At 70.9% G+C, this 16,079-nt stretch carries 17 protein-coding genes; 8 read left to right on the forward strand and 9 right to left on the reverse strand.

The annotated features are described in order from the left end of the window. Positions 1–1,140, forward strand: a 1,140-nt coding sequence (locus tag ACZ6SQ_RS34290; RefSeq protein ID WP_469569164.1) for a tetratricopeptide repeat protein, incomplete at its 5' end; no start/stop codon positions are given. A 278-nt stretch (positions 1,141–1,418) separates the two neighbouring features. Here ACZ6SQ_RS34290 and ACZ6SQ_RS34295 read toward each other — a convergent pair. From ACZ6SQ_RS34295 to ACZ6SQ_RS34305, 3 genes are all read right to left on the reverse strand, one after another. Continuing rightward, positions 1,419–2,051, reverse strand: coding sequence for a hypothetical protein (locus tag ACZ6SQ_RS34295; protein WP_469569246.1), 633 nt, complete (start codon positions 2,049–2,051; stop codon positions 1,419–1,421). Positions 2,052–2,384: 333 nt separating this feature from the next. After that, positions 2,385–3,008, reverse strand: coding sequence for a hypothetical protein (locus ACZ6SQ_RS34300; protein WP_469569166.1), 624 nt, complete (start codon positions 3,006–3,008; stop codon positions 2,385–2,387). A 206-nt stretch (positions 3,009–3,214) separates the two neighbouring features. After that, positions 3,215–3,808, reverse strand: coding sequence for a DUF4291 domain-containing protein (locus ACZ6SQ_RS34305; RefSeq protein WP_469569168.1), 594 nt, complete (start codon positions 3,806–3,808; stop codon positions 3,215–3,217). Positions 3,809–3,924: 116 nt separating this feature from the next. Here ACZ6SQ_RS34305 and ACZ6SQ_RS34310 point away from each other — a divergent pair, with 116 nt between their 5' ends. Further along, the gene (locus tag ACZ6SQ_RS34310) at positions 3,925–4,569 is read left to right on the forward strand and encodes a hypothetical protein (RefSeq protein WP_469569248.1); all 645 of its coding nucleotides are present in this window, start codon (positions 3,925–3,927) and stop codon (positions 4,567–4,569) included. Continuing rightward, entirely contained in the window at positions 4,533–5,063 is a 531-nt protein-coding gene (locus tag ACZ6SQ_RS34315; protein ID WP_469569250.1) for a DUF4291 domain-containing protein, read from the forward strand. The genes ACZ6SQ_RS34310 and ACZ6SQ_RS34315 overlap by 37 nt, the downstream gene beginning before the upstream one ends. An 18-nt stretch (positions 5,064–5,081) precedes the next feature. Here the strand turns inward: ACZ6SQ_RS34315 and ACZ6SQ_RS34320 are convergent, their stop codons facing one another. Next, positions 5,082–5,261: a hypothetical protein gene (locus ACZ6SQ_RS34320; protein ID WP_469569170.1), complete on the reverse strand. Its 180-nt coding sequence runs from the start codon at positions 5,259–5,261 to the stop codon at positions 5,082–5,084. Positions 5,262–5,475: 214 nt separating this feature from the next. Further along, on the reverse strand, positions 5,476–6,198 hold the full coding sequence (locus ACZ6SQ_RS34325; RefSeq protein WP_469569172.1) for a DNA alkylation repair protein: 723 nt from the start codon (positions 6,196–6,198) through the stop codon (positions 5,476–5,478). A 49-nt stretch (positions 6,199–6,247) separates the two neighbouring features. On the opposite strand from ACZ6SQ_RS34325, the gene ACZ6SQ_RS34330 reads away from it, so the two are divergent. Continuing rightward, the gene (locus tag ACZ6SQ_RS34330; RefSeq protein WP_469569174.1) at positions 6,248–7,021 is read left to right on the forward strand and encodes a TVP38/TMEM64 family protein; all 774 of its coding nucleotides are present in this window, start codon (positions 6,248–6,250) and stop codon (positions 7,019–7,021) included. Positions 7,022–7,151: 130 nt separating this feature from the next. Here ACZ6SQ_RS34330 and ACZ6SQ_RS34335 read toward each other — a convergent pair whose 3' ends face one another. Continuing rightward, positions 7,152–8,321, reverse strand: a complete 1,170-nt coding sequence (locus ACZ6SQ_RS34335; protein WP_469569176.1) for a thiolase family protein — start codon at positions 8,319–8,321, stop codon at positions 7,152–7,154. A 170-nt stretch (positions 8,322–8,491) separates the two neighbouring features. Between ACZ6SQ_RS34335 and ACZ6SQ_RS34340 the strand changes: the two genes are divergently transcribed. Continuing rightward, positions 8,492–8,962: a winged helix-turn-helix transcriptional regulator gene (locus ACZ6SQ_RS34340; RefSeq protein ID WP_389322069.1), complete on the forward strand. Its 471-nt coding sequence runs from the start codon at positions 8,492–8,494 to the stop codon at positions 8,960–8,962. Positions 8,963–9,065: 103 nt separating this feature from the next. On the opposite strand, the gene ACZ6SQ_RS34345 is transcribed toward ACZ6SQ_RS34340, so the two are convergent. Next, positions 9,066–9,866, reverse strand: coding sequence for an alpha/beta fold hydrolase (locus tag ACZ6SQ_RS34345; RefSeq protein WP_469569178.1), 801 nt, complete (start codon positions 9,864–9,866; stop codon positions 9,066–9,068). Between the two features lie 323 nt (positions 9,867–10,189). On the opposite strand from ACZ6SQ_RS34345, the gene ACZ6SQ_RS34350 reads away from it, so the two are divergent. From ACZ6SQ_RS34350 to ACZ6SQ_RS34360, 3 genes are all read left to right on the forward strand, one after another. Next, positions 10,190–11,065 (forward strand): undecaprenyl-diphosphate phosphatase, encoded by an 876-nt coding sequence (locus ACZ6SQ_RS34350; protein ID WP_386383647.1) that lies wholly within the window; start codon positions 10,190–10,192, stop codon positions 11,063–11,065. Positions 11,066–11,372: 307 nt separating this feature from the next. Then, positions 11,373–12,542 carry an elongation factor Tu gene (tuf, locus tag ACZ6SQ_RS34355; RefSeq protein WP_469569180.1) on the forward strand — a complete coding sequence of 390 codons (1,170 nt, stop codon included), beginning with the start codon at positions 11,373–11,375 and terminating at the stop codon, positions 12,540–12,542. A gap of 95 nt (positions 12,543–12,637) precedes the next feature. Then, complete coding sequence (locus ACZ6SQ_RS34360) at positions 12,638–13,483, forward strand: spermidine synthase (RefSeq protein WP_469569182.1); 846 nt, start codon at positions 12,638–12,640, stop codon at positions 13,481–13,483. Here ACZ6SQ_RS34360 and ACZ6SQ_RS34365 read toward each other — a convergent pair. Continuing rightward, positions 13,445–14,758 (reverse strand): MFS transporter, encoded by a 1,314-nt coding sequence (locus ACZ6SQ_RS34365; protein WP_386383653.1) that lies wholly within the window; start codon positions 14,756–14,758, stop codon positions 13,445–13,447. The two genes, ACZ6SQ_RS34360 and ACZ6SQ_RS34365, sit on opposite strands and share 39 nt — an antisense overlap. 185 nt (positions 14,759–14,943) lie before the next feature. Further along, a complete protein-coding gene (locus ACZ6SQ_RS34370; RefSeq protein WP_469569184.1) occupies positions 14,944–15,966 on the reverse strand; it encodes a DUF8017 domain-containing protein in 1,023 nt (340 codons plus the stop codon). Between the last annotated feature and the right edge of the window lie 113 nt (positions 15,967–16,079).

A 16,079-nucleotide genomic window follows, 5' to 3' on the forward strand; every position in this document is an offset into this window, starting at 1 on the left:
GAGGAGCGGGCGCTGGCCATCACCGAGGCAGCCCTGGGCGCCGACCACCCCGACACCGCCCTCCGCCTGGGCAACCTCGCCACCACCTTCAGTGATCTGGGCCGGCACGCCGAGGCTCTGCCGTTGGAGGAGCGGGCGCTGGCCATCACCGAGGCGGCCTTGGGCCCCGACCACCCCACCACCGCCCTCCGCCTGGGCAACCTCGCCAGAACCTTCAGTGAGCTGGGGCGGTATGCCGAGGCCGTGCCGTTGGCGGAGCGGGCGCTGGCCATCACCGAGGCGGCCTTGGGCCCCGACCACCCCACCACCGCCAACCGCCTGGGCAACCTCGCCAGAACCTTCAGCAACCTGGGCCGGCACGCCGAGGCCGTGCCGTTGGAGGAGCGGGCGCTGGCCATCACCGAGGCAGCCCTGGGCGCCGACCACCCCGACACCGCCCTCCGCCTGGGCAACCTCGCCACCACCTTCAGTGAGCTGGGGCGGTATGCCGAGGCTCTGCCGTTGGAGGAGCGGGCGCTGGCCATCAGCGAGGCAGTCCTGGGCCCCGACCACCCCGACACCGCCCTCCGCCTGGGCAACCTCGCCAGAACCTTCAGCAACCTGGGCCGGCACGCCGAGGCCGTGCCGTTGGCGGAGCGGGCGCTGGCCATCACCGAGGCAGCCCTGGGCGCCGACCACCCCGACACCGCCAACCGCATGGGCAACCTCGCCACCACCTTCAGTGAGCTGGGCCGGCACGCCGAGGCCGTGCCGTTGGAGGAGCGGGCGCTGGCCATCAGCGAGGCGGCCCTGGGCACCGACCACCCCACCACCGCCCTCCGCCTGGGCAACCTCGCCGCCACCTTCAGTGATCTGGGGCGGTATGCCGAGGCTCTGCCGTTGGCGGAGCGGGCGCTGGCCATCACCGAGGCAGCCCTGGGCGCCGACCACCCCGACACCGCCAACCGCCTGGGCAACCTCGCCACCACCTTCAGTGAGCTGGGCCGGCACGCCGAGGCTCTGCCGCTAAAGGAGCGGGCGCTGGCCATCACCGAGGCAGCCCTGGGCCCCGACCACCCCGACACCGCCATCCGCCTGAACAGCCTCAAAGCAATCCGCACGTTGCTGGAATCCGCATCCGAAGACGAACACGAGCCCTAGCCGGGCCGATGCCCCAACAAAGACCGGGCCCCCGAAGCCGAAGAGGTTGCCTTCGCCAGTGTGTTGCGCGGAGCCCCAAGGCATATCGGATCCCGTCAATGGTCTGTGAACGAGGCTTGACATGGATCATTAAGCCGCGTTCGCAGACTCTTACTCGGTGGTCGACAGGTTCGCGCGCACGCCCCTCCGCCGATCAAGTGTCGGCATACATGTCGAGGTGTCAGGTAGGCAGGCGCACGGCCAAAGCGCTGCACACGATGACGTTCCCGGGCCCCGTGCTAGCGGTGCAGCTGTACGGCCGGCGATGGAAGGTCCAGAACCTCGGCGAGTGCGCCTATAACGGCAGAGCAGTGGTCCGGCAACTGCCCAGAGGCCCAATCGGCTGCCAGCGCCAGAAAGTCGACGAGGTCGCGCTCGACACCGGTAAGAAGGTGACGGAGCTCGGTGACTGGCAACTCGATCACCGGGCTGTCGCCCTGTTCAGCATTGACCGTGAGCCGGATGGTGTTGCCGAAGCGCTCCGCGATCGGTGACACGGGGTCGTGGCCGAACCCGAGCAGGCCGCCGTCGTCGATGAATCGCTGCCAATCGCGCCAGTCCTCCAGCCCATCGCAGCAACCGGGTAGAAAGGTGACGCCGCTGGAGTTGTCGGTCACCCGCAGGCCGCCGGCCGCAAAGAGTATGTCGAAGGTGAGCAGTCCGTGAAGGAACGAGTCGAGTGCGGCGACCGGTCGGGGCGGACGATCGCCGTCAGGGTCGACGTCGTTGCAGCCGGCGATGCGCATCACCGCTGCCCCGATCTCAGCACGTGACAGCTCGCCGCTGAGCGGCAGGAAGCTGAACGACTCGAACTCAGCAACAGGCCAGAGGTCGAACCCGGCAGTGGTGGTCATCTCCAAGACGGGCTGCATCACGATCACCCGGCGCAGTCTTCCCCATCCTCCGCCCGCCTCGCCTCCCGGTTACACCGAGCCCCCTCGCACGCACCGACTCGCCGGTCCCGACCATGCTGGTGCCGAGCCCGGGAATGATCTCTCTGCTTCCCATGCTGCTGGTGAAAGCCGCGAGGACCGAGGGCAGCTTGGGAGCAGTAGCCGCCCTCTCGGATGGTCCGGAAAGGGCTGTGAACATGGCTTGACCTGGATCATCAAGCCGCTTTCGCAGACCTCAACAGGCGGTTTGCCAGGGGCGTAGCGGCGGCCGTCCACAGTCGCGTGTGAGGCAAGGCTCCGGGGCGTGTGCCGTCAGTCGAATGCCACGACCAGGCGGACAGCGCCGTCACCGAAGCGGTCGGCCAGGGCCTTCATCACGGCGAAGACGTGCGGCCAGTGAGTCTCCGGGCCCAGCACAGTACCCGCGGTCAGTGGTTCGTAGGCGCAGGCCAGATCGCCGTTGGTCCACGCAACGGGTCCTGAGCTGCTGCGCGAGTCCACCGGTGGCTCGCCGACCACGGACAGGACCTCCGTCGGCCACTGATGGGATACGAGCTGGCGATGCAGCGCCGACGGGCGCGACTGCTTGTGCCAGGCCACTCGGCCGACGAAGTGCTCCGGTCGGGTTTCGGGATCGATGGAAGCGAGCTCGTCCCAACTGACCCAGCTCGCACCGTCCAGCTCACCCCGGGCAACCCAGGAGCTGAGCTCCGAGCGCATGGCGCTCGACAGGTCAACGGGAAGCCCACGGCTGGGTGCGAGGGGCGGGAAGCCCGCGTAGTTGCGCACTCCGAAGAGCAGACCGAAGGCCGTGTAGTCGGTCTCGTCGTACAGCGGCCACAGATCCATTGCGGTCACCCATGGTTCACCGTCGTAGTCCTCGGTGCCTGCATGAGGGTGACGAAACTCGACCCCGCCATAAATGTCCGTGCCCATGGTGGCGCACGTTAGCGGCCCTGGTTTGAACCATGCACGCCACTTTTGAGGGGCAGCGTCCTCCGGCCTCCGTGACGGTCGCGACCAGAAGTTCTGTGCCGGTGCCCGTGATGGCGCTCCCCAACGGCCCTTGCCTGCACGACAAGCATCACTATTGAGGGGCGGGGAGGGAAGCGGTCCTTGTCGCGTCGTGTCCGGACCGCCGGTCAGCCACTCAGGTGGGCCAGTAGTTCGTCACCCGCGGGGTAGTGCTGTTCCTGGGGGAGCAGTCGGGTTGCTGTGTCCAGTTCGCCGCTGCCGACGAGTGTGCGGATCTGGTGGGCGAGCGGGGTCACGTCGCGGATGGACACGATCCACTCGTTCGCGTAGCGCGACGATGCCTCGCCCGAGAGTCCCAGTTGCAGCGAGCGGTGCGGCAGGGGACGCAAATGCAGATCGCGCTCGGGATCCCACTGGACGCGGGCCGGTGAGCGCTTGAGGTCACGCTGCCAGGTGACGCGATCGGGATGCAGTCCGCGAACGTAGTGCGACAGGCACGCGTTGCGCAGCGCCCAGTCGAAGCCGTCGCGAGTGATCTCGACGGCGAGGACGGTCTCCTGACCCTCTTTCGTGCCCCAACCGGAGCGGTACATCATCCACAGGAAACTGGGCTTGATCCACGTCATGCGGTCGGGTTTCCACGCGGCGGGGAAGCGGCCCTTGCGGGCGGCGGGTTCGCCGATCTCCGGGCGGTACGCCTGGTAGACGGTGATCGTGGACGCCGTGTGCAGCGCGCGGATTCTGCGGAGCGGTTCTTCCATGGCGTACAGCGTGGAGTCGGTCAGATCAGGAAGCCACCGATTTTGGACCGCCTCTTGCGCCGGGATCCGACAACTCCGTTGGGTGAACCTGACGAAGCGTGGATCATGAAGTCGTGATGAGGTGGACGAAGAAGGCGGGTCCGGTCGAGCAACTGGAGCGGGAGCCGGAACTCTCCGCATACCAGAGCGCGATGCGGAGTCGACTCCTCGCCGCCCCGGTGGTGCCGGCACCCGAACCCTGGCGGCCCATTCCGTTCGTCCCGGTCGGTGGGCTCCTCGGCATCGGCTTCGCATCGCATCCTGGCAACGGCCACGATCTGGTGATGGTCGTCTCGCACGACGGTCACGGTCTCTTCGACGCCGTCACCGGAGAGAAGATCGCCCGGGACCGTGACCCCGATCCCGTGAACAGCACCCCCGACGCGGTTGCCGACTTGTCCTGCCCCGGACTGGGGCCGATCAGCGGGAGCCGCGTACGCATCGCAGGACTCTTCGGCGGAGGGCTTCATGCCACGACCGCGGACGGCTGGACCCTGGAGGCAGTCACCCCGGCCTGGCCGAACGAGCGTGTCCTGCTGTCCACTGATGGCGGGCTGCCCCACGCCGGTCCGCACGGAGAACGGTGGTGGCACATCCTTCACTCGAACTACTCCACACTCAGGGCATTCGGCTTCTCGCCCTCCGGGCACACCATCGCCGTAGCGACCAGCAGCGACCTTTCCCTCTGGACACGTGCGGCAGACGACAGCGCCGCGGCATGACCGACCCCACCGCCCAAAAGGACTGTGAACGCGGCTTGACCTGGATCAAGCCGTCCTTCCTGTGGATGATGTACCGCTGCGGATGGGGCGTGAAGGAGGGGCAGGAGACCGTGCTCGCCGTGGAGATCAGCCGGGACGGCTTCGAGTGGGCGCTGCGCAACGCGTGCCTGTCGCACTACGTGCCCGAGCTGTACGCCGATCAGGCGGAGTGGAAGCGGCAGTTGCAGCGGTCTCCGGCGCGGGTGCAGTGGGATCCGGAGCGGGATCTGCGGCTTCGGCCGCTGCCGTACCGGTCGTTGCAGCTGGGCCTCGCGGGGGAGGCGACCGAGCGGTACGCGGACGAGTGGATCGTGGGCATCGAGGACGTCACGCCGCTGGCGACGGAGATCCATGAGCTGGTGCGGGCCGGTGAGCTGGAGGCCGCGGAGGCGTTGTTGCCGCGGGAGCCGGTCTACCCGTTGAGCGACGACGTGGCGGGCCATCTGCGGAGGTGAGCCACGTCGGGCGGCCGGTCAGGCGGCCCTGACCACCTCGCCGCGTACCGCCTCGGCCCATTGGACCACCAACAGCTCGTACTCCGAGCGCTGTTGAGCCGTCAGCTTGCCGCCCGCGCGTCTCCACAGCGCGCGGATCCGCTCGTTGACCTCGTCGGCGGAGCGCACGGAACCAAAGGCCTCGGAATCGGGGGACATGCGGGCCAGCCTAGGGGCAAGCACTGACACAGCGCTACCGGCCGGCTACGGGAAGGGACGGTATCGGCCGTGGCGGTTGTCCGGTACTGACCGCTCGATCAGTTCGGCCGGGTTGGGTGGGACCCGTCCGGCCAGGTGTTATGTGGTGCGGGGGGTGCGAGTCAGGGGTTCGAACGCGCCATGGATTCATGCGTGGGAGAGATCCCTGACTGTGTCAGGTGCCGATGTTCTTCAGGGCCTCGCGGATCGTCAGCGGGGCGAAGCGGGCGCGTTCGTGGGTGAGGAAGGCGCGGACGGCGTCGGGGTCGGTCTTGGCGTACTCGCGCAGGGCCCAGCCGATGGCCTTGCGGATGAAGAAGTCGGGGTGGCCGGACTGGCGGAGGCAGTAGGCGAAGAGACGGTCGGGGTCCGTGCGGTCCTTGTGGCGGAGCTGGTGGAGCAGGGCGGTCCGGGCGATCCACAGGTCGTCGTCGGCGATCCAGGCGTCCATCTCCGCGCCGAGCGCCGGGTCGGCCGCTACCAGCGCCCCGACCACGTGCGCGGCCAGCAGGTCGACGGTGTCCCACCAGGGGACCGTGACGATCAGTCGCCGGGCGACCGGGAGGAAGTCCGAGGAGCAGCGGCTCACGTACCGGCGCAGATAGTCGACCGCGAAGTAGTGGTACTCCCGTTCCGGCAGCTCCCAGCAGCGCAGGGCCACGGCCGTCAGGTCGGGTTCGGCGGGCCGGGCCGTGCCCGCCGTGACCGTGCGCGACAGGGTGCGGCGCAGGGGTGTGGGCAGGCCCAGGAAGGGTGCCACGTCCTTCATGTACGCGCGCATGGCCGCCGCCCGCTCGGGGTCGGCGGCGCCGGGGTAGACGTCGGTGAGCCGTGCCAGCAGGGTGTCGGCCAGCGCGCTGTCCGGGACCGCTACGGGGCCGGTACCTGTGACCGTCATGAGACGAACCATACGGCGATCACACACGTTCGTCGGTTAGTGTCACCGGATGCCGCTCGATGCCACCACCCGCTCTGGGGGCACCGCCGTCGTCGCCGCCCTCGCCGTTCCGGAACCCGTCGCCGTCCCCGCGCCGGTCCCCGCCGTCGGCCTCGCGGGGCGCTGCTCACGCCTGCTGCTGTCGCCCTGGTCCCGTTTCTCACTGCTCGTGGCGCTGCTCGCGGGCGCCGCCACGACCGTGCTGGTGTTCGAGCCGCAGCGGCTGCTGGCCGACGGGTGGCCACCGCATCTCGGCGGCGCGGCGGCGGCTCTCGTCTTCGCGGTGGCGTACGGACTGTGCACCGTGGCGTTCGTGCCCCGGCCGCTGCTGAACCTCGCCGCGGGCGCCCTGTTCGGCTCCCAGCTGGGGCTGGGCGCGGCCGTGGCGGGCACCGTGCTGGGGGCCGGGCTCTCCTTCGGTCTGGGGCGGATCCTCGGCCAGGACGCGTTGCGGCCGCTGCTGCGGGGGCGGCTGCTGACGGCCGCGGACGGGCAGCTCAGCCGGCACGGGTTCCGTTCCATGCTCGCGGTGCGGCTGTTCCCCGGGGTGCCGTTCCAGGCGGCGAACTACTGCGCCGCGATCTCCCGGATGGGCTGGCTGCCGTTCCTGCTGGCGACGGCGCTCGGGACGATCCCGAACACCGCCGCCTACGTCGTCGCGGGGGCCCGCGCCTCCACGCCGACCTCGCCCGCCTTCCTGATCGCGATGGCCTGCATCGCCCTGCCCGCGCTGGCGGGCGCGGTGGTGGCCTGGCGCAAGCGGCACCACCTGCGCGGGCGCTGAGGCTCAGATGTAACACCTGCGCGTGCGCTGAGGACTCAGAGGTGACACCTGCGTGTGCGCTGAGGCTCAGATGTAACACCTGCGTGTGCGCCGAGGGCTCAGAGGCATCAGCTCCGCGGGCGCCGAGGACTCAGACGGCCTCCAAAATCATCGCGTTGGCCAGGCCGCCCGCCTCGCACATCGTCTGGAGCCCGTAGCGGGCGCCGCGCTCGCGCATGGCGTGCGCGAGGGTGGTGGTCAGCCGGGTGCCGCTGGCGCCGAGGGGATGGCCGAGGGCGATGGCCCCGCCGTGCACGTTGACCCTGGCGAGATCGGCGCCGGTCTCCTGCTGCCAGGCCAGGACGACACTGGAGAAGGCCTCGTTGACCTCGAACAGGTCGATGTCGTCGAGGGACAGCCCGGCCCTGCGCAGCACCTTCTCCGTCGCCGGGACGACACCGGTGAGCATCAGCAGCGGGTCGGACCCGGTGACAGCGAAGCTGTGCAGCCGGGCGAGCGGGCGAAGGCCGAGACGGGCCGCGGTCTCGCTCGAGGTGATCAGGACGGCCGAGGCGCCGTCGTTGACCGGGCTGGCGTTGCCCGCCGTGACGTTCCACTCGATCTGTGGGAAGCGCTCGCCGAAGCCCGGGTCCTCGTAGGCGGGCCGCAGCCCCGCGAGGATCTCCGGGGTGGTCCCGGGGCGTACGCACTCGTCGCGCGAGACGCCGTGCAGGGGCGCCACCTCGGCGTCGAAGAGGCCCTGGTCCCAGGCCGCCGCCGCGCGCCGGTGCGAGGAGACGGCGAAGGCGTCCATCCGCTCACGGGTCAGCGACCACTTTGCGGCGATCAGTTCGGCGCTGATGCCCTGCGGTACCAGGCCCTCGGGGTAGCGCTCGGCCACGCCGGGGCCGAAGGGGTCGGCGCCGGGCGGCACGTTGGACCACATCGGCACCCGGCTCATCGACTCCACCCCGCACGCGACGACCAGGTCGTACGCGCCGGAGATGACGCCCTGCGCGGCGAAGTGCACGGCCTGCTGCGAGGAGCCGCACTGGCGGTCGACGGTGGTCGCGGGGACCGTCTCGGGGAAGCCGGCCGACAGCACCGCGTACCGCGTGGTGTTCATGGCCTGCTCGCCGACCTGGTCGACGGTGCCGCCGATCACGTCGTCGACGAGCGCGGGGTCGACGCCGGAGCGTTCGACGAGGGTGCGCAGGGTGTGGGCGAGGAGTTCGACGGGGTGGACCTGGGCGAGGGAGCCGTTGGGCCTGCCCTTGCCGATGGGGGTGCGTACGGCTTCGACGATCACTGCGTCACGCATCTGCGTGGCCTCCTGTGAGGGCAGGGGCGGCCGGTCGGTGCCGCCGCGGTGCGGTGCGGCGACCGGCGCGATTACCAGTGAGTAGGAAATCTGGACTCACTCTAGCGTCATGGGTTGGAAAATCAAACCCACTCGGTTGGGAAATCAAACCCTCACCTAGGATGGGGCGCATGGCCGCCACCAAGGACCCGCGCCCCTGCTCGATCGCCGACACCCTGGCGCTCGTCGGCGAGAAGTACTCCCTGCTCGTGCTCCGCGAGGTCTGCCTGGGCAACGGGCGCTTCGACCAACTGGTGCGCAACATCGGCGCCCCGCGCGACGTACTGGCCACCCGTCTGCGCCGCCTGGTGGACGCCGGCGTCCTCACCAAGCGCGTCTACAGCGAGCGACCGCAGCGCTTCGAGTACCGGGCGACACCGGCCGGGCTGGAGCTGGAACCGGTCCTGATGACCCTCAAGGAGTGGGGCGACCGCCATCTGCGAGGCGAGGACGACCGCCCGATGGTGATCGAGCACGACTGCGGCAACGAACTCGTCCCCGTCGTCACCTGCCGGGCCTGCGGCGGTGAGGTGCGCCACGAGGACCTCACGGCCCATCCCCAGAGCCCCGGCTGGACCGTCTCGGGCCCCACGGCGGCCTGACGGCGGGCCACCGGTCCACGGTTCCGGTTCCGGTTCCGAAGGATCCACGGCGGCCTGACGCGCGTGCTTCCCCCGTCCCGCTTCGGCGCCTTCCCCGACCGCCCTACAGCGGCCGCAACCCGTGCAGAAAGCCGCGCACCGCGCGAGCGAAGGCCTCCGGCGCCTCCAGGTTGCTCATATGGCCCACGCCGGGCAGCACCACGAGCCGCGCACCCGCGATCGCGTCCCGGAACGCCCGTGCCACGCCCAGCGGTGACCGCGCGTCCCGCTCGCCCCAGACGAGCAGAGTGGGCACGGCGATCTCCGGCAGCAGGTCGCGCTGGTCGGTCTCGGCCATCATGAACAGCTGCGCGCCCATGGTCGCGGGGCGCACGTCCCGTGCCATGGCGTCGAGCACCGGCAGGAACGCCGTCGGCGGGTCACCGGCGAACAGCCCCGGCAGCGTGGGATCGAACTCCTCCGGCTCCGCCGCGAGCATCCGCCGTACGCCCTCGACCCGGGCCTCGACCTCCTCCGGCGGAAGCGAGCCCTTCCAGCCCGCGTAGGTGTCCACCAGGATCAGTGTCCGCACAAGTTCCGGGTGGTGCCGGTACAGCTCCAGGGCGACCGTGCCGCCCCAGGACAGCCCGGCGACATGGGCCGGGCCGAGACCCACGTCCTCGATCACCGCGGCGAGACAGTGGGCGAAGTCGGCGAGGGTGAAGTCCGGCGGCAGATCCGAGGACCCTCCGGCGCCCGGCTCGTCCCAGGACACCACCGTGAACTCGTCCGACAGCGCGGCGGTCTGCGGCTCCCACATCCGACCGTCCGCTCCGGCGCCGTGCACCAGCACCAGCGGCGGACCGTGGCCCACGCGCGCGTAGGCCACGTCGACTCCCCGCACCGGCACCATCACCGTCGCCATGAGTCCAGGCTAGGCGCGCCGGCCGGTCCCGTCCCGGCGAGAGAGGTCGCGCTCACACCGGCCCTCGCCGTCCGGGCCGAGGACGCGGCCGTAGCGGAAGGCGCGCGGGCCCGGACGGCAAGAGCTTTCCACCGTGCGACGCGGGTGCCGTCCCGATGAGCGTCGACACCCCGGTCCGTTCGTCCGACGATCATCTCGACGGCCCCAGGTCATGGCACTGTGCCGGAGGACGCTACGCTGCCCCTCAACACACCAGACCCGCGCGCGCGGGCTCGGCGTGTCCGACGCCCGTAGCACGATCGGCACTTGGACTCCGTAACTTCATGTCTTGGTTCGAATCACTCATCCTCGGACTCGTCCAGGGGCTGACCGAGTTCCTCCCCGTGTCCTCCAGTGCGCATCTGCGGCTGACCGCGGCCTTCTCCGGCTGGGAGGACCCCGGAGCTGCCTTCACGGCGATCACCCAGATCGGCACGGAGGCGGCGGTGCTGATCTACTTCCGCAAGGACATCGGCCGCATTCTGTCGGCGTGGTCGCGCTCACTGTTCGACAAGGAGATGCGCAAGGACCACGACGCCCAGATGGGCTGGCTGGTGATCGTCGGCTCGATCCCGATCGGTGTGCTCGGCGTCACGCTGAAGGAGCAGATCGAGGGACCCTTCCGTGATCTGCGGGTCACCGCGACGATGCTGATCGTCGTCGGCATCGTCATCGGCGTCGCCGACCGGCTCGCCGCGCGCGACGAGGAGGGTGGCAAGCACCGGGCCGCGCGGCCCCGCAAGACCCTGACGGACCTCGGCGTCCGCGACGGCCTGATCTTCGGTCTCTGCCAGGCATGCGCCCTGATCCCCGGCGTCTCCCGCTCCGGCGCGACCATCAGCGGCGGCCTCTTCATGGGCTACCAGCGTGAGGCCGCGGCCCGCTACTCCTTCCTGCTCGCCATCCCGGCGGTGCTCGCCTCCGGCACGTTCGAGCTGAAGGACGCCATGGAGGGCGGCCATGTCTCCTGGGGTCCGACGATCTTCGCCACGATCATCGCCTTCGCCACCGGGTACGCGGTGATCGCCTGGTTCATGAAGTACATCTCCACCAAGAGCTTCATGCCGTTCGTCTGGTACCGCATCATCCTCGGTGTGGTGCTGATCGGCCTCGTCGTCACGGGCGTCCTGAGCCCGCACGCGGCGGAGTCGGCGGGCTAGCACCCGGACGACGCTCCTGCTCCTCGAAGCCTCCCCGGCAGCGTGCCGCGGGAGGCTTCGTCGTCGTACGGAAAATCGTTCGACGCCGGACCCCGGCTCGGCGATGATCGACGACATGTTCCGGCACGCCTTCCTCCTCGCAGCATCCGCAGTCGCGGATGCGCCGAAGGCTGCCGTCGAGATCTTCCTGGCCGCTGCCGACGGCGCCCGAAGCTGACCCTCTCCGGACAGTCCGGCGGACCCCGCAGGGGGAGGGTCGGCCGGTCCCGGGGTCCCGCTTCCTTCGCACACGCTTCGAGGTAGAGCCATGCCCAAGACGGCGTACGTCCGTACCAAACCGCATCTGAACATCGGCACCATGGGTCATGTCGACCACGGCAAGACCACCCTGACCGCCGCCATCACCAAGGTCCTCGCCGACCGCGGAGCCGGCACCTTCGTGCCGTTCGACCGCATCGACCGCGCCCCCGAGGAGGCGGCGCGCGGCATCACCATCAACATCGCGCACGTCGAGTACGAGACCGGTACCCGGCACTACGCGCACGTCGACATGCCCGGTCACGCCGACTACGTGAAGAACATGGTCACCGGCGCCGCGCAGCTCGACGGGGCGATCCTCGTCGTGTCCGCGCTCGACGGGATCATGCCGCAGACCGCTGAGCACGTGCTGCTCGCCCGTCAGGTGGGGGTGAACCACATCGTGGTCGCGCTCAACAAGGCGGACGCGGGTGACGAGGAGCTGACCGACCTGGTCGAGCTGGAGGTCCGCGACCTGCTGACCACCCACGGCTACGGCGGTGACTCCGTGCCCGTCGTACGGGTCTCGGGGCTGAAGGCACTGGAGGGCGACCCGCGCTGGACGGCGTCGATCGAGGCACTGCTCGACGCGGTGGACACGTACGTGCCCATGCCCGAGCGGTACCTGGACGCGCCGTTCCTGCTGCCCGTCGAGAACGTCCTGACCATCACCGGCCGGGGCACCGTGGTGACCGGCGCCGTCGAGCGCGGCGTCGTCCGGGTCGGCGACCGGGTGGAGGTGCTCGGCGCCGGTGTCGAGTCCGTCGTCACCGGGCTGGAGACCTTCGGCAAGCCCATGGAGGAGGCGCAGGCCGGGGACAACGTGGCGCTGCTGCTACGGGGTGTGCCCCGGGACGCCGTACGCCGCGGGCATGTCGTCGCCGCGCCCGGCAGCGTGGTGCCGCGCGGCCGGTTCCAGGCCCAGGTGTATGTCCTGTCGGCGCGGGAGGGCGGCCGTACCACGCCGGTCGCGACCGGGTACCGGCCGCAGTTCTACATCCGCACCGCGGACGTGGTCGGGAACGTCGACCTCGGCGAACCGGGGGTCGCGCGGCCCGGGGACACCGTCTCCATGACGGTCGAGCTCGGCCGTGACGTGCCGCTGGAGGCGGGCCTCGGTTTCGCGATCCGCGAGGGCGGCCGGACCGTGGGGGCGGGGACGGTGACCGCCCTGCTGTGAGGTGAGGCGAGGGGGCGGGGGACCGCGGGCCGGTGCGGCCGGTCGCGCGGTTCCCCGCGCTCCTGAGCGGTGCGCGCCGCGGGCAGAATGGAGCGGTGAACGAAGCCCTCCCCGTCTCCCGCGCCGTCGACCACGGCACGGCCAAGCTGATGCCCGACGTCGACCGTGAGCGTGCCTGGCTGCTCACGGTCGACGGGGCGCCCCAGTCCTACGTGGACCTGGACGAGCCGACCCATCTGGAGTTCGAGTACGCGCGGCGGCTGGGGCATGTCCTGGACACCGTCGCGCCGGCGGGGCGGGCGCTGGACGTCCTGCATCTCGGGGGAGGGGCGTTCACGCTGCCCCGGTACCTCGCGGCGACCCGGCCGGGCTCGCGGCAGGACGTGGTGGAGGCCGACCGGGGGCTGCTGGACCTGGTCGCCGAGCATCTGCCGCTGCCGCACGACGCCGGTGTCACCACCCACGCCGAGGACGCCCGGGCCTTTCTGGCCGGGGCCACGGCGGACTCCGCGGACGTGATCGTCGCCGACGTGTTCGGCGGCTCCCGCGTGCCCGCGCATCTGACCAGCCTCGGGTACGCCCGCGAGGCGGAGCGCGTGCTGCGCGAGGACGGCGTCTATCTGGCCAACCTGGCGGACGGGGCGCCGTTCGCGTTCCTGCGGTCCCAGCTGGCCACGTTCGGCGCGGTGTTCGAGGAGCTGGTGATGATCGCCGAACCCGGCGTGCTGCGTGGGCGGCGGTTCGGCAACGCCGTGCTGGTCGCCTCGCACGAGCCCGTCGACACGGCCGCCCTGGCCCGGCTCACCGCGGCCGACGCGTTCGCGGCGAGAGTGGAACAGGGGGCCGCGCTGAGGGAGTTCACCGGGGACGCGCGGCCGGTCGGGGACGAGGACGCCGTGCCCTCACCCGTGCCCCCCGACGGGGCATTCGGCATCGGCTGAGCCGCTCACGGCCACCGGCCCTGTGGCGACCTCCTTCGTACGGCGGCGCAGTCGGCGTACGTCCGGTACGAGCAGGACCAGCGCGGTGACCGTGAAGACCGTCACGGCGCAGCCCCACAGCGCCTCGGTGCGGCCGAAGGCCTCCTCCGCCGGACCGGCCAGCGCGACCGCCAGCGGCGTCAGGGCGACCGAGCCGAACCAGTCGTAGGCGGAGACGCGGGAGAGCTTGTTCTCGGGGATCTCCTGGTGCAGCGCGGTCATCCAGGAGACGCCGAAGACCTCCAGGGTCACGCCCGTCACGAACATCACCGCGCACAGCACCCCGATCGGCACCGGCACGGCGAGCGCGGCGGAGGGCAGGGCGAGCGGGAAGACGCACAGGGTGCCCGCGAGCAGCAGCCGGCGGGGCTTCCAGCGGGTCATCAGCAGGGCGCCCGCCACCGTGCCCGCCCCGAAGAAGCCCAGGGCCAGACCCCAGGGGCCCGCCCCGCCGAGATGGTCGCGGGAGACGAGCGGACCGTAGACCGCGTCGGCGGCGCCGACGACCGCGCCGACGATCGAGAACTGCACGACGACGGCCCACAGCCAGGGCCGCCCGACGAACTCCTGCCAGCCCTCCCGCAGATCGGCGAGCATTCCCCCGCCGGGCTCGCGCGGGGCGATGTGCCCGACGTCGAGCAGGGAGCGCATCGCTCCGGCGACGGCGAACGCGGCGGCGTCGGCGGCCAGCACCCAGCCGGGCCCGACCACGGCGACCATCGCACCGCCGAGCGCGGCACCGCCGACCGCCGCGCCCTGCATCGCCATCCGGAACACGGCGAACGCGCGGCTCGCCTGCGCCCCGGACACCGAGGACAGCAGCATGCCCTCGGCCGCGGGGCCGAAGAACGCCTGCCCGGTGCCGCCGAGAGCGGTGAGCAGCATCATCTGCCACAGCAGCGGCTCACCGGTCAGCACCAGCACGGCGAACAGGCCCTGGGAGACACAATTGAGGGCGTTGGCCGCGACCATCACCCGGTGCCGGGGGACCCGGTCCGCGACCGCGCCGCCGATCAGCAGGAACAGCACCAGCGGCAGGGTGCGGGCCGCTGCCACCAGGCCCACGTCACCGCCGTCGCCGCCGTTCTCCAGCACCGCGAACGCGGCGGCGATCAGGGCTCCGTGACCGCCGAGGTTGGTGACGAAGGCTGCGGCGGTCAGCAGGCTGTAGTTGCGCCCGGCCCAGTCGGGTCTGCGCAGGTGGCGGCCGGGGCGGGGGGAGACGGCGGAGTTCACCGGCCGACTATCCCTGCCCGGGCCCGCGTTTGCCAAACCGATTGTCCGACGAGCGGCGGGCCGGCGCCCCTGCCCTCACGAGGGCACCTTCGTGTCCCCGCGCGGGCGGACGCTCGGGTCTCCGTCGCGCCGCCGAGCGGGCGGACGCTGCGGCCGCCCTCACCCTCGCCGCGTCAGCGGACCGTTCAGCTGGCCGTCGCCTCGCCGTGCAGCCGGACCGTGCTGAGGATCTTCATGATCGTCTCCTTCGGCACCTCGCCCTTCACACCCTTGGCGCCGTAGAAGTTCCAGGCCACGTAGGCGCCGTCGGCGTTCTTGAAGCCGAAGGTGGCCGCCTTGCCGTCGCTGGCGCACTTGCCCTTCTGCGGAGTGTTCGTGGACTGCGCCCAGGCCAGGCTGCCCTTGATGCCGGAGGCGGTGGTGTAGGCCGTGGCCTTCTTGTCGAAGGTGAGGCTCTTCTTGTCGGGCTGGGTGTAGCCGCCGTAGACCCACCAGGGGACCTGATTGACCGCGACCTCGTCGGTGTTCTTGGCGCCGTCGGCACCCTTGCTGCCGACCGCGGCCAGAGCCGTGTCCTCGGTGCGGCCGTCCTTGTTGTCGTCGGTCGTGCACCACTTGGACTTGTAGAAGGCGGGCGCCGACATCACGATCAGCGGCTTGGCCGAGTCGGACTTGTCGTCCTCGAAGCCGATGCTCAGGGTCGGGGACTCCACCTCCCAGTCGGCCGGCACGTCGAAGGCGATGCCCCACTTGGGGTTCACCACGACCTTCCAGCCCGCGACGGTGGGCTCGAGGGTCTCGGTGCCGCGCGGATTGTCGTCCGACCCGCTCTCCGAGGCGCTCGGCTCGGCGGACTCCGTTGGCGACGGGCTCGTCGTCTTCTTGCCCTTGTCACCGCCGTCCGCGGTGTCGTCCTTGTCACCGCCGAGCACCAGGAAGCCGGTCACCGCGGCCGTCGCCACCACGGCGGCCGCCGCGATGATCGCCACCAGCTTGGTCCGGTTCCCGCCACCGCCGCCCCCGCCGGGCTGCGGCTGGGGCATGCCGACCGTCTGGGGCTGGGCCCACTGCGGCTGCTGCGCGTACGGGTTGGGCTGCTGGTAGCCGGGCTGCTGATACGGATTCGGCTGCTGGTACCCCGGCTGCTGGTACGGGTTGTTCGTCTGCGGGTTCTGCTCGCCCCCGGGCGGCTGCTCTCCTGGCCACATGTGCCGTAACCCTAGTGCCGCCCCGGACACGATTCGGTCACTGCCCCTTGTCAGGGACGTACCAACACGGGAAACCGGCGGTGAGGAGCCGCGCCGGGGATGCCGCACGGGCG

This window comes from Streptomyces sp. NPDC048600 (assembly GCF_055587025.1).

Coding starts and splice junctions, on each gene's coding strand:
- ACZ6SQ_RS34295 (WP_469569246.1), bottom strand. CDS start 2,051: ATGCAGCCCGTCTTGGAGATGACCACCACTGCCGGGTTCGACCTCTGG.
- ACZ6SQ_RS34300 (WP_469569166.1), bottom strand. CDS start 3,008: ATGGGCACGGACATTTATGGCGGGGTCGAGTTTCGTCACCCTCATGCA.
- ACZ6SQ_RS34305 (WP_469569168.1), bottom strand. CDS start 3,808: ATGGAAGAACCGCTCCGCAGAATCCGCGCGCTGCACACGGCGTCCACG.
- ACZ6SQ_RS34310 (WP_469569248.1), top strand. CDS start 3,925: ATGAGGTGGACGAAGAAGGCGGGTCCGGTCGAGCAACTGGAGCGGGAG.
- ACZ6SQ_RS34320 (WP_469569170.1), bottom strand. CDS start 5,261: ATGTCCCCCGATTCCGAGGCCTTTGGTTCCGTGCGCTCCGCCGACGAG.
- ACZ6SQ_RS34325 (WP_469569172.1), bottom strand. CDS start 6,198: ATGACGGTCACAGGTACCGGCCCCGTAGCGGTCCCGGACAGCGCGCTG.
- ACZ6SQ_RS34330 (WP_469569174.1), top strand. CDS start 6,248: ATGCCGCTCGATGCCACCACCCGCTCTGGGGGCACCGCCGTCGTCGCC.
- ACZ6SQ_RS34335 (WP_469569176.1), bottom strand. CDS start 8,321: ATGCGTGACGCAGTGATCGTCGAAGCCGTACGCACCCCCATCGGCAAG.
- ACZ6SQ_RS34340 (WP_389322069.1), top strand. CDS start 8,492: ATGGCCGCCACCAAGGACCCGCGCCCCTGCTCGATCGCCGACACCCTG.
- ACZ6SQ_RS34345 (WP_469569178.1), bottom strand. CDS start 9,866: ATGGCGACGGTGATGGTGCCGGTGCGGGGAGTCGACGTGGCCTACGCG.
- ACZ6SQ_RS34350 (WP_386383647.1), top strand. CDS start 10,190: ATGTCTTGGTTCGAATCACTCATCCTCGGACTCGTCCAGGGGCTGACC.
- tuf (WP_469569180.1), top strand. CDS start 11,373: ATGCCCAAGACGGCGTACGTCCGTACCAAACCGCATCTGAACATCGGC.
- ACZ6SQ_RS34370 (WP_469569184.1), bottom strand. CDS start 15,966: ATGTGGCCAGGAGAGCAGCCGCCCGGGGGCGAGCAGAACCCGCAGACG.